General features: G+C 33.0%; 12 protein-coding genes. 1 reads left to right on the top strand and 11 read right to left on the bottom strand.

Annotated features, from left to right (window positions below):
• Positions 1-20: 20 nt before the first annotated feature.
• The 7 genes from FNE73_RS01605 to rpiB form a co-directional block, all read right to left on the bottom strand.
• A complete protein-coding gene (locus FNE73_RS01605) occupies positions 21-773 on the bottom strand; it encodes an SDR family NAD(P)-dependent oxidoreductase (protein WP_143883041.1) in 753 nt (250 codons plus the stop codon).
• A 91-nt stretch (positions 774-864) separates the two neighbouring features.
• Entirely contained in the window at positions 865-1,236 is a 372-nt protein-coding gene (locus FNE73_RS01600; RefSeq protein ID WP_143883040.1) for a YraN family protein, read from the bottom strand.
• Positions 1,237-1,284: 48 nt separating this feature from the next.
• Positions 1,285-2,211, bottom strand: a complete 927-nt coding sequence (locus tag FNE73_RS01595) for a S66 peptidase family protein (protein ID WP_143883039.1) — start codon at positions 2,209-2,211, stop codon at positions 1,285-1,287.
• A 125-nt stretch (positions 2,212-2,336) separates the two neighbouring features.
• A complete protein-coding gene (locus FNE73_RS01590; protein ID WP_143883038.1) occupies positions 2,337-3,029 on the bottom strand; it encodes a LysE family translocator in 693 nt (230 codons plus the stop codon).
• Positions 3,030-3,046: 17 nt separating this feature from the next.
• The gene (locus FNE73_RS01585) at positions 3,047-3,928 is read right to left on the bottom strand and encodes a KilA-N domain-containing protein (protein WP_143883037.1); all 882 of its coding nucleotides are present in this window, start codon (positions 3,926-3,928) and stop codon (positions 3,047-3,049) included.
• A gap of 33 nt (positions 3,929-3,961) precedes the next feature.
• Positions 3,962-6,112, bottom strand: a complete 2,151-nt coding sequence (gene rnr / locus FNE73_RS01580) for a ribonuclease R (protein ID WP_143883036.1) — start codon at positions 6,110-6,112, stop codon at positions 3,962-3,964.
• A gap of 370 nt (positions 6,113-6,482) precedes the next feature.
• Positions 6,483-6,917, bottom strand: coding sequence for a ribose 5-phosphate isomerase B (gene rpiB, locus FNE73_RS01575; protein WP_143883035.1), 435 nt, complete (start codon positions 6,915-6,917; stop codon positions 6,483-6,485).
• Between the two features lie 840 nt (positions 6,918-7,757).
• On the opposite strand from rpiB, the gene FNE73_RS01570 reads away from it, so the two are divergent.
• On the top strand, positions 7,758-8,948 hold the full coding sequence (locus tag FNE73_RS01570) for a phosphoglycerate kinase (RefSeq protein ID WP_143883034.1): 1,191 nt from the start codon (positions 7,758-7,760) through the stop codon (positions 8,946-8,948).
• A gap of 42 nt (positions 8,949-8,990) precedes the next feature.
• Here FNE73_RS01570 and FNE73_RS01565 read toward each other — a convergent pair whose 3' ends face one another.
• From FNE73_RS01565 to ybeY, 4 genes are all read right to left on the bottom strand, one after another.
• Positions 8,991-9,596, bottom strand: coding sequence for a hypothetical protein (locus FNE73_RS01565; RefSeq protein ID WP_143883033.1), 606 nt, complete (start codon positions 9,594-9,596; stop codon positions 8,991-8,993).
• A gap of 122 nt (positions 9,597-9,718) precedes the next feature.
• Entirely contained in the window at positions 9,719-10,540 is an 822-nt protein-coding gene (locus FNE73_RS01560; protein ID WP_143883032.1) for a class I SAM-dependent methyltransferase, read from the bottom strand.
• A gap of 91 nt (positions 10,541-10,631) precedes the next feature.
• Positions 10,632-12,494, bottom strand: coding sequence for a tRNA uridine-5-carboxymethylaminomethyl(34) synthesis enzyme MnmG (mnmG, locus tag FNE73_RS01555; RefSeq protein ID WP_143883031.1), 1,863 nt, complete (start codon positions 12,492-12,494; stop codon positions 10,632-10,634).
• A 199-nt stretch (positions 12,495-12,693) separates the two neighbouring features.
• On the bottom strand, positions 12,694-13,104 hold the full coding sequence (gene ybeY / locus FNE73_RS01550; protein WP_143883030.1) for an rRNA maturation RNase YbeY: 411 nt from the start codon (positions 13,102-13,104) through the stop codon (positions 12,694-12,696).
• Positions 13,105-13,107 lie beyond the last annotated feature (3 nt).

Below are 13,107 nucleotides of genomic sequence, written 5' to 3'. Positions count from 1 at the left end.
AATTCATTCTTAGATTGAGATTATCCTTTTCTGTAAATCGTTCTCGGTTCGCTCTGCGCGCTCGGATAAATGGTCATATCCGAAACTGTGACATGTTGCGGAGCGTTGATGCAATAGGCAATCGCATCGGCAATATCTTCGGCTCTTAAGGCTTCATAACCAGCATAAACTGTTGCAGCTCTTTCCTGATCTCCTTTAAACCGGATTAAAGAAAAATCTGTTGCTACAGCTCCGGGTTGAATATTGGTCACCCGAATTCCAAATTCTGTCAGTTCAATTCTCATTCCTTCGGAAATGACATCAACCGCTTTTTTTGTTGCGCAGTAAACAACACCGTTTGCATACGTCTGTCTCGCAGCAACTGAACTGATGTTGATAATCTGCCCCGAATTTCTTTCTTTCATCATCGGAATCAGGGTTTTAGAAACGTATAAAAGTCCTTTTACATTTCCATCAATCATATTATCCCAATCATCTGTACTTCCTGCTGAAAGCGGCTCTAAACCATGTGCATTTCCAGCATTATTGATAAGAACATCCACATTTTTCCATTCTTCGGGAAGCGATGAAATGGCATTTTCAACCTCTTGTAAATTGCGAACATCAAATTGTAAACTGAAAACTTCAGTTGATTCTGATAATTCTGATTTTACCTTTTCTAAAACTTCTGCACGTCTTCCGCAGATGATGATTCTGTTTCCCTGTTTTGCTAAAAGTTCTGCTGTTGCTTTTCCGATTCCGGAAGTAGCTCCCGTGATGAGTATTGTTTTCATAAAAATTTTCAATTTTTAAATGTAACAATGTAATAATTTAGCAATGTAACAATCATTTTTACACTGGTAAATTGCCACATTATTACATTGATTAATTCGCATCGAATGCTTCAAAAGCATCTTCAATATGTTCTATTTCTAATTTTCCGGTTTTATCGGGGAGTACGGAAATAATATCAAATCTTACTTCCTGATTTTTATTGAACTCTTCCATAAAATGATTGGCTGCCAAAACAATAGATTTGATCTTTGCTTTTGTAACCGCTTCCTGAGGAAGAATAAAAATATCAGTGGAACGCGCTTTTACTTCAACCACAACAATCAGATGATCTTTTTCGGCAATAATATCAATTTCAGATTTTTGAAAGCGGAAGTTTCTGACAAGAATTTTGTACCCGTTTTTTACTAAATATTCAGCTGCCAAGTCTTCTGCTTTTTTGCCTAATTCGTTATGATCTGCCATTGGATGAGTTTTTGAGAGTGGGAGAGTCCGGCTATTAATAGTTTTTAATTAAAACTCAATCTTTACTTTATCATCAATCTTCATCTTAATTTCGCTTCCGATAATCAATGGTCGGTTGTTTTTAATATGACCATTCGGAAAACCAAAAACTACCGGAAAATGATATTTTGAAATTCGGTCTGAAATAAGTTTAAAAGCAAATTCATCGAAACTTTCTTCGTATTGGCTGTTATCTTTTTTATCCCCCATATTGGTCATTCCACCAATAATTAAACCTTTGATTTTTTTGAAAACTCCCGCCAGTTCCAGACTCATCATCATCCGATCGAGCGCATAAAATTTTTCACCAATTTCTTCTATGAATAAAATTTTGTCATTAAAATCAAATGAATATTTCGTTCCTAAAAGCGCATAAACTAATGCTAAATTTCCTCCGATCAATTCTCCTTCAATATTATTTCCCAGCTTATTAAGCTGATGAGATTTTAAACTATATTCTGGTCTTTTTCCTTTTAAAATATCAAAAATAAGATCATAACTTTCTGTAGTAACCCCAAAACTTGACGTTTTGATGGTTTGTCCGTTAATGGAAACGAAACCTTTTTTCAGTAAATAACTTTGAATAGCTGTATTATCAGAATACCCGATGTACCATTTAGGGTTTTTAGCAAATTCCTTTAAGTTTAAACCTTCTAATAAATGCTGACATCCGTAACCGCCTCTTGAAGCCCAGATTGCAGAAATCTCGCTGTCATTTAATGCCCAGTTGAGATCTTTTAATCTTTCTGACTCAGTTCCTGCGTAATTGTAGCCGTTGGAAAATTTTGTGTAAAGATTTTCACCTAAAACAGGTTCATAACCTTTAGATTTAATCATCTCTAAACCTTTTTCCAATTGAGCAGGCTCAACAGAACCTGCAGGAGAAATGATTGCTATTTTATCACCTTTTTTAAGGGCTTTGGGAAATATTTTCATTATCAGATGTCGTTTTTATTTAAATTAATGTTCAAAACTTTTTTTTACGCAATGTGCGAAATGATTTTTTTTTCGCAAGTACGTTTCTCAGCAAGGTTGGATTTATGATAAGAATTATTATGTCTTTAAATTTTATCTGTTTTTTTGTATTTTAATTCCTTTTTTTCTGCTTCCTCAAGCTGTTTTTCAAACTGGTTAAACATTTTAAAACTTTGGAGGAAAATGAAAAAACTGAATATAATTAAAACTACACCAACTCCTTTTCTGATATTGTTGGCGAGCTTTTGAGTCAGTTTGTCATGAAATTGCTTTGCCAGAAAAATTTTAAGAAAATCTATTGCCAGATACGTTGCGATCACGATTCCCAAATATAAAATTACGCTTTCGGTATCCGGATACTGATTTCTCACTCCAATTACTGTGACGAGCCAGAACAGTATTACACCTACATTCAAAAGATTTAATAAAAATCCGTTGATAAAAGTTTTAAAATAATTCTGACTGATGAGTTTTTCTTCTCCGGGCATCCTCATTTTGGTCTTGGTTACCAGCATTATAATTCCATAAGTAAGGATAAGAATGGAAGTAATTCTATAAAACCCGGGATGTTTGTCGATAAGATCAACAATATCTGCACTGGCGTAATAAGCTGCAATGATACAAAGTAAATCTGCAGTAATTACCCCAAAATCTAGTGCTAAAGCATGTTTCGGACCACGGGAAAAACTGGTTTCAATTAAGAGAAAAAAGATTGGCCCGATAAAAACGAGACTCAGCATAAAACCTAAACCAATGGCAGAAAGTATGAGTTCAAACATAATAGAAGATTTTATTTTTATTTTTGAGTATCATCCTCTATCTTATCTATAAATGTAGAATCAGTTAATTTTTTGATAGATTTTAAATAATCTATCTTATCTAAAGTTTCTCTTTGTTCTTTTGCTGTTTCTAGTAGTATCTTAAATCTATCTTTTTTACTTAAATTATTTTTAATTAGAGTAGCATTTAAGCTTTCAATATTAGTTAAAATTGCTAGTTCATTAATACTTGCCATATCTCTTATATTTTCTCCTTTTAAAACCCTTTGCGGGTTTGACTCTCTCCATTGTCTTGCTGTACAACCAAATAAAACAATATTTAATAGATCTGCTTCATCAGCATATAAGAGCCACTCTTTAGCCTGAGAAAAATTTGCTTTTGGAATTATGTATTTTTTTACCGCATCTGTTTGTATTTGATAATTAGCTTTACTTAGAATTCTTTTTACATTCCATTCAAGACCGTATTGATTGCTTTCAATTTCTTTAAGCCTTTGAAATTCCTTTATAAGTAAGAGATTAAATAAAGGACTTATATATAATCCAAAATTAAAGGCAATATCCTTATGAGCATATGTTCCTCCGAACTTTCCACTTTTAGCTAGAATACCAATAGAATTAGTTTTTGTTACCCATTGTTTTACAGACATATAAAACCTATTAGTTCCAGCTTCTGACATAATTCCCCCGAATTCGGGGGAATTAAAATTTGGATTATTTAGTTGTTCCCAAATACCTAAAAATTCAATTGTGTTTTTATTTGTCAACCATTTTTCAATCAGCTTGCTACCTTCTTCTTGATTAGACGTCATATCAGTGAGACATATATAATCACTATCATTAATATCTAAAATTGAAATTGGTAAATTATCTACATTAATTTGTTTTTTCTTAGCCATTCTGATAATTTAAGGTTTAAAAATATAAAAAAACTAATTAATGATTTTAAAATCCAACTGTTTTGCAATTAAGTTAGCTTTTACTACTTTAATTTTTACCTGATCTCCCAACTGATAGCGGTTTCCTGTACGGTTTCCGTAAACTGCATGAGTAGATTTATCGTAGGTGTAAGAATCATCCATCAAATCACGGAGTTTTATTAAACCTTCCGCTCCGTTTTCAGGAATTTCAACCCAGAAACCAAATTCTGCAACTCCTGAAATAACCCCGGTGAAAGTTTCTCCTAAATGTTTTTCCATAAATTTCACCTGCATGAACTTGATTGAATCTCTTTCTGCATCTGCCGCTAAACGCTCCATGGCGCTGCAGTGTTTTGCTTTTTCTTCCAGTTCGTTTCTGTCTGGAGATTTTCCTCCATCAAGATAATGCTGAAGCAGTCTGTGCGCAAGCAAATCCGGATAACGGCGGATAGGAGAGGTGAAGTGTGAGTAATAATCGAATCCTAAACCATAGTGACCGATCGGTTCGGTAGAGTAGATGGCTTTGCTCATGCTTCGCATTGCCAGAGTTTCGATCATATTCTCTTCGCCTTTTCCTTTTACATCTTTTAATAAATTATTCAAAGATTCAGCGACTTTTTTGGTATTTGCCAAATCCATTTTGTATCCGAAAGTGGAAACAAAATCTCGTAAAGCTTCCAGCTTTGCAGGATCCGGATCATCGTGAACTCTGTAAATAAAGGTATTTCCATTCGGTCTTCCTTTTTTCAGCGATACAAATTCCGAAACTTTTCTATTAGCCAAAAGCATAAATTCTTCAATCAGGTGGTTTGAATCTTTACTGATTTTAAAATAAACACCAATCGGCTGATTGTTTTCATCCAAATTAAACCGGACTTCGCTTCTGTCGAAAGTAATTGCGCCATTTCTGATACGTTCTCCGCGCATAATTTTAGCTAAACCATCCAAAACATTGATTTCTTCCTGCAAATCACCTTCTTTGGTTTCGATTCTTTCCTGAGCTTCTTCATACGTAAATCTTCTGTCGGAATGAATAACCGTTCTTCCGAACCATTCTTTTTTAACTTCTGCTTTATCATTCAGTTCAAAAACAGCAGAAAATGTGTATTTATCCTCGTTCGGACGAAGTGAACAGACATCATTGCTTAAAACTTCAGGAAGCATCGGTACAACACGGTCTACCAAATACACGGATGTTGCTCTTTGGTACGCTTCATCATCCAGAATTGTTCCCGGAACTACATAGTGAGAAACATCTGCAATATGAACCCCAACTTCCCAGTTGCCGTTCTCTAATTTTCTGATTGATAATGCATCATCAAAATCTTTTGCATCTTTAGGATCTATTGTAAAAGTAAGTACATCACGCATATCCCAGCGTTTTGCTGCCTCTTCATCTGTAATTCTTCGGTCTATTTTATCAGCATCTATTTCCACCTCTTCAGGGAAATTGTATGGTAAACCATATTCAGCGAGAATAGAGTGGATCTCCGTTTCATGTTCCCCAGGATTTCCAAGAACCTGTAGAATTTCACCTTCAGGATTTTTGTCTCCAGGTTTCCATTCGGTCATTTTTACGATGACTTTATTGCCGTTTTCAGCACCGTTAATTTTATTTTTCGGAATGAAAATATCGGTGTTGATCGTCTTTTTATCACAAACCACAAAACCAAACTCTTTATGCGGAACCAGCTGAAAAGTACCCACAAATTCTGTTCTTTTTCTTTCTAAAACTTCCAAAACGGAACCTTCCAGCTTTTTCCCTTTGAAATTGTAAGTTACAATGAGTACCGTGTCACCCTGCAAAGCATCTTTTACATTCTTTGAATGAATGAAAATATCGTCTTTTAAATTTTCCACGGTAACATAAGCATTTCCGCTTTGGTTGAAATCTATGGTTCCTGTTAAAGTACCTTCAATATTAAGATTAATACTGAATTTTCCTTTTTCGGTTTCTTTTATTCTCTGGTTTGCTAATAATTTGTGCAAAGCCTGAATCACCATCTCACGCTGTCTCGGATTTTTATAATCTATCCCGTCTGAGATTTGCTTGTAATTGTACAGCTTTGTTTGATTCTGATTCATAAATCTCATAATCAGCTTTCCGATTTCCATGAGTTTATGATCATTTTTCTGACTTATATATTTTTTCTTTTTTGCCATTTTTAATTAATTATTCAAATATATTCCGATTTTATCCTGAATATACAGTTGTAAATATGAATTCTATTTATTCTCATTAAAATTCATCATTTTTCTTGCCAATAATTTCTGTCTGAGCTGCAGAAATGAATATGAAGAAAATTGAAACAGATTTCATCATCGAATATTTATTAATATCAAGATAGAATCTTGTGATAATCTTTCTATAAATTTATAATAAATATGGAGAAGTGCGAGGAAAACTTTTTGATGTTCTAAAAGATGATCAAAAATTTTAATGGAATCAACAGTCTGATAAGTTCTGTTTTGAATTGCAAATATACAATAAAAAATAAAAGGCCTGAAAAATGATTTTCAAGCCTTTATCAATTTAGCAAAATGCAATTTTGTCAACTCTGTTTTGGTGTCTTCCACCTTCAAATTCTGTATTCAGAAATGTTTTTGCAATCTCCAAAGCAAACTCTTTTGCTACAAATCTTGCCGGTAAAGCAACCATATTGGCATTATTATGTTGCTTAGATAATGCCGCAATTTCCGGCATCCATGCTAATGCACAACGAATTCCCTGATGTTTATTGGCAGAAAGCTGAACGCCTTGTCCGCTTCCGCAAACTAAAATTCCTAATTCGTTTTCTCCATTTTCAACCGAAGTTGCAGCTGGATGTACAAAATCCGGATAATCTACACTTTCCAGAGAATGAGTTCCAAAATCCTGAATTTCAAATTCATCCTGAAGCTGCTGTTTCAGATATTCTTTATATTCAAAACCTGCGTGATCTGCTGCGATAGCGATTTTTCTTTTCATTTTAACTTAATACTAGATTTATCTTACAAAGTTACTGTAAATCTAAGATATTATATTATTTTTATTTAACTAAATTTTTAGTTAGTAAGGCAATATTTGCCAAAAATTGGTATAACTCCTCATTTTAATATTTTACACATACATATACCAGAATTAACCCATTTTGGAATTGCTTATAAGAATTAATTTTCAGAATAAGTATTCATTTCAATCTATCTATATAATAAGTAATTGATTGTCAAGTTATAATATGATTCTATTTTCTTGTAAAGCTGTGTATTCCACAATTGTTAATTAAACCAGTATAAATTGTTAAGAGCAATGTGAATAAGTGTGGAAAACTTTGTTGAAAATAATGTTTTTTTGCTTCATTAAAATTCGTAATGAAATATTCTTCCAAAAAAAATTTCAAAACTTTTTCAAAACTTTTTTCAGGTATTATTATTTTTTTCCATATTCCGTTTATTAAGAAAGATGATATCTAGAAAGTTATCCATAATTGTTGGTAAAACCAGAAATAATCACATTTACAGATAATTAAATTGTGGATTAACTATGAGTTTCAGATCATTTTTATGTGATGAAGTTTTATGAGAAAACTTATCCCCGAAATTCACATCACTCAACAACATTACTCATTCTTTTATTTAAAAAAAAGAAATTAATGTTGATTATTGAATGAACGGGTTTCTCATTTTTTTTTGAAAACTTTTAGATGTTTCCGTTTCCTCCGAAAATTTAAAATCTTACATTTGTGAAAGTAAAATTTAAAAGAACCGCGCATGAATAACATGAGTTCTTTTAGTCTAATATGATAACCCTTACAATATTTTAAACAATATGAAAACAATCAAAGATTACAATTTTCAAGGAAAGAAAGCTCTGGTAAGAGTAGATTTTAATGTTCCGCAGGATGATCAGCTTAAAGTAACCGATAATACGAGAATTGCAGCGGTAAAGCCTACTATAGATAAGATTCTTTCGGATGGAGGTTCTGTTATCTTGATGGCGCATCTGGGAAGACCAAAAGGAGAAGCTAAGGATGAGTTTTCTTTAAAACATATTGTAGATGAAATTTCTGATGTGTTGGGTAATAAAGTAAAATTTGCAGAAGACTGTATTGGTGAAAATGCTGTAAAAGCTGCAGCTGAACTGCAGCCTGGTGAAATTCTTTTGCTTGAGAATCTCAGATTTCATAATGAAGAAGAGAAAGGAGATGTAAAATTTGCAGAACAATTGTCTAAACTTGGAGATGCGTATGTAAATGATGCATTCGGTACAGCTCACAGAGCACATGCTTCAACGGCTGTAATCGCTCAGTTTTTTCCTTCAACTAAATTTTTCGGTATTTTGATGACGAATGAACTTAAAGCCATTGATAAAGTCTTAAAATCAGGTGAAAAACCTGTAACTGCTATTCTTGGAGGTTCTAAAGTTTCTACTAAAATTACAATTATTGAAAATATTCTTCCAGCAGTTGATAATTTGATTATTGGCGGAGGAATGGCATTCACATTCATCAAAGCTTTAGGCGGAAAAATAGGAACATCTTTGGTAGAGGATGACAAACTCAGTTTAGCATTGGAAATTTTGGAAAAAGCAAAAGAAAATAATGTTAAGGTATATCTTCCTTCAGATACGATAATTGCTGAAAGTTTCAATAACGATGCTGAAAGAAAAGAGGTGAATATCTACGAAATTCCGGAAGGTTGGATGGGACTTGATGCTGGAACCCAATCAAGAGAGCAGTTTAATGACGTACTCTTAAATTCAAGAACTATTTTATGGAATGGTCCTATCGGTGTATTTGAGATGTCAAATTTTGCAGCCGGAACTGTTGCACTTGGTGAAAGTATTGCAGAAGCCACTAAGTTAGGTGCATTTTCTTTAGTTGGAGGAGGGGATAGCGTTGCTTTTGTAAAACAGTTTGGTTACGGTGATAAAGTAAGCTATGTTTCTACCGGAGGAGGAGCAATGCTGGAAAGTTTGGAAGGACTTGAACTTCCAGGTGTTTCGGCAATCAATAATTAGAATTCCTATATTTAAATAAGACCTCCGATTTTTCGGAGGTTTTTACTTGATTTTTTCAATTCTCGTTTTGAAATAACCTTTTGCATAATATTCTACAGGTTTTAAATAGGTTTTTTCATCTGTACATTTGAATTCTACATACCCGAAAATACTGTCATTTTTCTTATATGTCTTTTTATTTAAAATCAACTTGCTGAAGATAAATTTTAAACTTGAGTTTTGATAAGTGGGTCCTGCATCTGAAAAAGATGAATAGGTGACTTTATATTTCTTTTTAAATACTGAAATTTTAAAACCATTTCCTGTATATCCGTTACTATTCATGACATGAATTGAAAGTGTGTCAGAATTATAAAAATTTGCTGCGCAGGTTATATTTCTAAGAAACATGTCATTCTTTTCCAAAGTATCTTTCAGATCGATTTTTTCATCTTGTAAGAAAATTATATTATTTGTTTTTTTCTGTAGAGTAGCATTGTCAAATAAAAAAGAAAATTCTTTTTCATCATTAAACTTTTTGAAATTGATATTATTTTTAATTTCATAATTTACCACAATAGTTTTCCATTCATCTCCGAATTTTTCCTTTTCCTTTTTATTACATGAAATTTGTAAGAATAAAATGATGAGCAAAATATTATTTTTCATAAAGAGTTTTATTAATCTCCTTTTTAAAAATCCGAAATCTTAATTACTAAATTTTATTTTTTAATAAAATTATTCCAAAATTCTAAAAATTGACCTTCATAAATAGCTCAAAAATCTATTTTCTACTTTTTTTCGATAATGTATATCAAACTTGAAAATTCGTTAGAAAAAAGTGCTTTTACGTCAGAAATTGTTCCATGAATGATTGCTTTAAGCCAAAAAAGCGGAGATTTTTTATATTTTTCGCTCAACATGGAGATATAAAATGAATCCAAGACCAAAGGTTTTATTTTTCTCATTTTCCAATTTGGCTTTTTTGAAATCAATGTTTCCATACCTTTTTTTGAAAAATGATAAACGTGTCTCGGAACATCATAAGCTGCCCAATATTCTTTATAATGTTTGGCATCGTAAGAAGTGGGATTGGGTACGGCAATGATCAGAAGACCTTTTTCTTTTAATTTTTTATTAAAAACTTCAAGTATTTCGTCCTGATTTTCTATGTGCTCAAAAACGTGCCATAATGTAATTGCATCTAAACTGTTATCCTCTATAGATTGAATATCATCCAAAATAACTGCTCTTGAAATTTTATTTTGAGCTGCATTTCTTGCATCAGCATTCGGTTCAAAACCAAATGTATTAAAGTCATTTTCTATATATTTTACAAATTCGCCTGCTCCGCAACCATAGTCTAAAACTCTTGATCCTCTATTTACTCTATCTAAAAGAATTGTTTTTTTATACTTTAAATTAAAAGACTGTAAAAATTTATATAGTTTTTCCTTAATACTTCCGGAATCCTGATGATGCGATATGTAGTCTTCACTCTCATAATATTTTGAAAGATCAGATGGAATAGGGTAGGTTTTATACACGCCTTTTGTAGGAGTCTCTACAATTTCAAATTCTTCCTGAGTGAGAAAATGGTCTTTTATTTTCATAAATTTTAAAACATTCAAGATTGAAAATTAGATTTATTTAAGCCTAATATTTCAGCTTTATTATAAAATGTTTCACGTGAAACATTTAGGATTATTTAGCTAAATAAACAAGCAATACGTTGATATCTGCAGGAGATACACCACTTATTCTACCTGCCTGTGCAACAGTTTTTGGTTTAAGTTTATTCATTTTTTGTTTGGCTTCAGAAGATAAACTGGAAATTTGCAGGTAATCAAAATCTTCAGGGATTTTTACATTTTCCAGACGATTCAGCTTGGCTACATTTTCTTTTTCTTTTTCAATATACCCTTTATATTTAATGTTCACTTCAGCCTGTTCTCTTACTTCATCATTATATTGAGAAGAAACTTCTTTGATGAAATCAAGTTCTTCAAGTTTATTTAAATTCATGTGAGGTCTGGTTAAAATCTGGGCAGCTCTGTAAGCCTGATCTACCGGACTGCTTTCGATACTTTCTAAAATCGGATTGATCATGCCTGGTTTTAAAGAAGTTTCTCGAAGAAAGTTTTCAAGTTCCTCACTTTTAGACACTTTTTCATGTACTCTTTCCAATCTTTCTCGTGAAGCTAATCCTAAATCAAAAGCTTTTTGAGTTAAGCGGATATCTGCATTATCCTGTCTTAAAAGCAGCCTGTATTCTGCTCTGGAAGTAAACATTCTGTAAGGCTCTTCTGTTCCTTTTGTGATGAGATCATCTATCAAAACGCCAATATAAGCTTCATCTCGGTTTAAAATAAATTCTTCTTTTTCTTTTACCTTGTTATGAGCATTGATACCAGCAATCAAACCCTGTCCAGCAGCTTCCTCATAACCTGTTGTACCGTTAATCTGACCTGCGAAATATAAATTTTCAACTAATTTAGTTTCTAAAGTATGTTTTAACTGAGTAGGAGAAAAGTAGTCATATTCAATAGCATAACCAGGACGGAATACCTTTACATTTTCAAATCCCGGAATATGTTTCATTGCCTTGATCTGAACATCTTCAGGTAGGGAAGAGCTGAATCCGTTTACGTATATTTCTACTGTTTTCCAGCCTTCTGGTTCTACAAACAACTGATGTCTGTTTCGTTCTGCAAAACGGTTGATTTTATCTTCGATTGAGGGACAGTATCTTGGTCCTAAACTTTGAATAGTTCCGTTGAACATAGGACTTCTGTCAAAACCTTCACGTAAAATATCATGTACTGTTTCGTTGGTATAAACAATATGACAGCTTAATTGCTTTGTTAATTTAGGAGTATTAAGATAGCTGAATTTTTGTGGTTTTTCGTCACCTTTCTGTTCTTCCATTTTAGAGTAATCAAGACTTCTTCCATCGACTCTTGGTGGAGTACCGGTCTTCATTCTTCCTGCTTCAAATCCTAAAGACACGAGCTGTTCTGTAATTCCAAAAGCTCTCGGTTCCCCCATTCTTCCGCCTCCTAACTGCTTGTCGCCAACGTGGATTAGTCCGTTAAGGAAAGTTCCGTTTGTTAATACTACTGACTGTCCTTTAATTTCAATACCCAATGAAGTAACAACACCTGTAACTTTATTATTTTCAATAATCAGCTGTTTTACCATATCCTGAAAGAAATCAAGATTAGGTGTATTTTCTAAAGCTAAACGCCATTCTTCTGCAAAAAGCATTCTGTCATTTTGCGTTCTCGGAGACCACATTGCAGGACCTTTTGAAAGGTTAAGCATTTTGAATTGAATAGCAGATTTATCAGCTATAATCCCTGAATAGCCGCCCATTGCATCAATCTCGCGCACAATTTGTCCCTTCGCGATTCCTCCCATTGCAGGGTTGCAGCTCATTTGTCCGATAGTCTGCATATTCATCGTAATAAGCAGGGTTTTCGATCCTAAATTTGCTGCTGCTGCTGCTGCTTCACATCCTGCGTGACCAGCGCCTACGACAATTACGTCATATATTTCTGAAATCATTTTATATTGCTTATTTAAAGCTTATTTTTTTTATTTTCTATCCTTAATGTTTCACGTGAAACATTCTTATTTAGAAGGCTTAAAAAGCCTTTAAAATGGCTGTTTTAGCCCCGATCGAAGCAATTGTTTAAGCTCATTTTTCTTGAAAAGAAAAATAGCGAGTGCGGAGAGCGGGATCTAGCTCCTAATAAAAAAGATCTTATTTTGAATATTTATTCAAATAAAAATCTTCTTTGTTTCGCATTTCTTTTTCTTCTTCCTCAGACTTGTCTTTATAACCGCAGAGATGCAGAATCCCGTGAGCTAAAACTCTTCTCAATTCGTCTTCATAATTTTTCAAAAGGGTAGAAGCGTTATCCGAAATGCGTTGCAAAGATACAAAAATCTCACCGCTTATGGTTTTGCCTTTTACGTAATCGAATGTAATAATGTCGGTGTAGTAATCATGCTGAAGATAATCTTGATTTACTTTAAGAATATATTCGTCATCACAAAATATGTAGTTGATCACGCCAATCTTTTTTTGTTCTGAAATAATTATTTCCTGAAGCCAAATTTTATAATTCTGGTCTACAGTTTTTGTAATGTTTTCGTAAAAATATTGTATCATACT

Origin of the sequence: Chryseobacterium binzhouense, assembly GCF_007474545.1 — a bacterium.
GTDB lineage: Bacteria > Bacteroidota > Bacteroidia > Flavobacteriales > Weeksellaceae > Chryseobacterium > Chryseobacterium binzhouense.
The sequence above is the reverse complement of the archived record's forward strand: the minus strand, read 5'-3'. Positions and strand labels throughout refer to the sequence as shown.

Bases quoted from the DNA above. Each gene is read 5' to 3' on its own strand.
- FNE73_RS01605 (WP_143883041.1), bottom strand. From the start codon at position 773: ATGAAAACAATACTCATCACGGGAGCTACTTCCGGAATCGGAAAAGCA.
- FNE73_RS01600 (WP_143883040.1), bottom strand. From the start codon at position 1,236: ATGGCAGATCATAACGAATTAGGCAAAAAAGCAGAAGACTTGGCAGCT.
- FNE73_RS01595 (WP_143883039.1), bottom strand. From the start codon at position 2,211: ATGAAAATATTTCCCAAAGCCCTTAAAAAAGGTGATAAAATAGCAATC.
- FNE73_RS01590 (WP_143883038.1), bottom strand. From the start codon at position 3,029: ATGTTTGAACTCATACTTTCTGCCATTGGTTTAGGTTTTATGCTGAGT.
- FNE73_RS01585 (WP_143883037.1), bottom strand. From the start codon at position 3,928: ATGGCTAAGAAAAAACAAATTAATGTAGATAATTTACCAATTTCAATT.
- rnr (WP_143883036.1), bottom strand. From the start codon at position 6,112: ATGGCAAAAAAGAAAAAATATATAAGTCAGAAAAATGATCATAAACTC.
- rpiB (WP_143883035.1), bottom strand. From the start codon at position 6,917: ATGAAAAGAAAAATCGCTATCGCAGCAGATCACGCAGGTTTTGAATAT.
- FNE73_RS01570 (WP_143883034.1), top strand. From the start codon at position 7,758: ATGAAAACAATCAAAGATTACAATTTTCAAGGAAAGAAAGCTCTGGTA.
- FNE73_RS01565 (WP_143883033.1), bottom strand. From the start codon at position 9,596: ATGAAAAATAATATTTTGCTCATCATTTTATTCTTACAAATTTCATGT.
- FNE73_RS01560 (WP_143883032.1), bottom strand. From the start codon at position 10,540: ATGAAAATAAAAGACCATTTTCTCACTCAGGAAGAATTTGAAATTGTA.
- mnmG (WP_143883031.1), bottom strand. From the start codon at position 12,494: ATGATTTCAGAAATATATGACGTAATTGTCGTAGGCGCTGGTCACGCA.
- ybeY (WP_143883030.1), bottom strand. From the start codon at position 13,104: ATGATACAATATTTTTACGAAAACATTACAAAAACTGTAGACCAGAAT.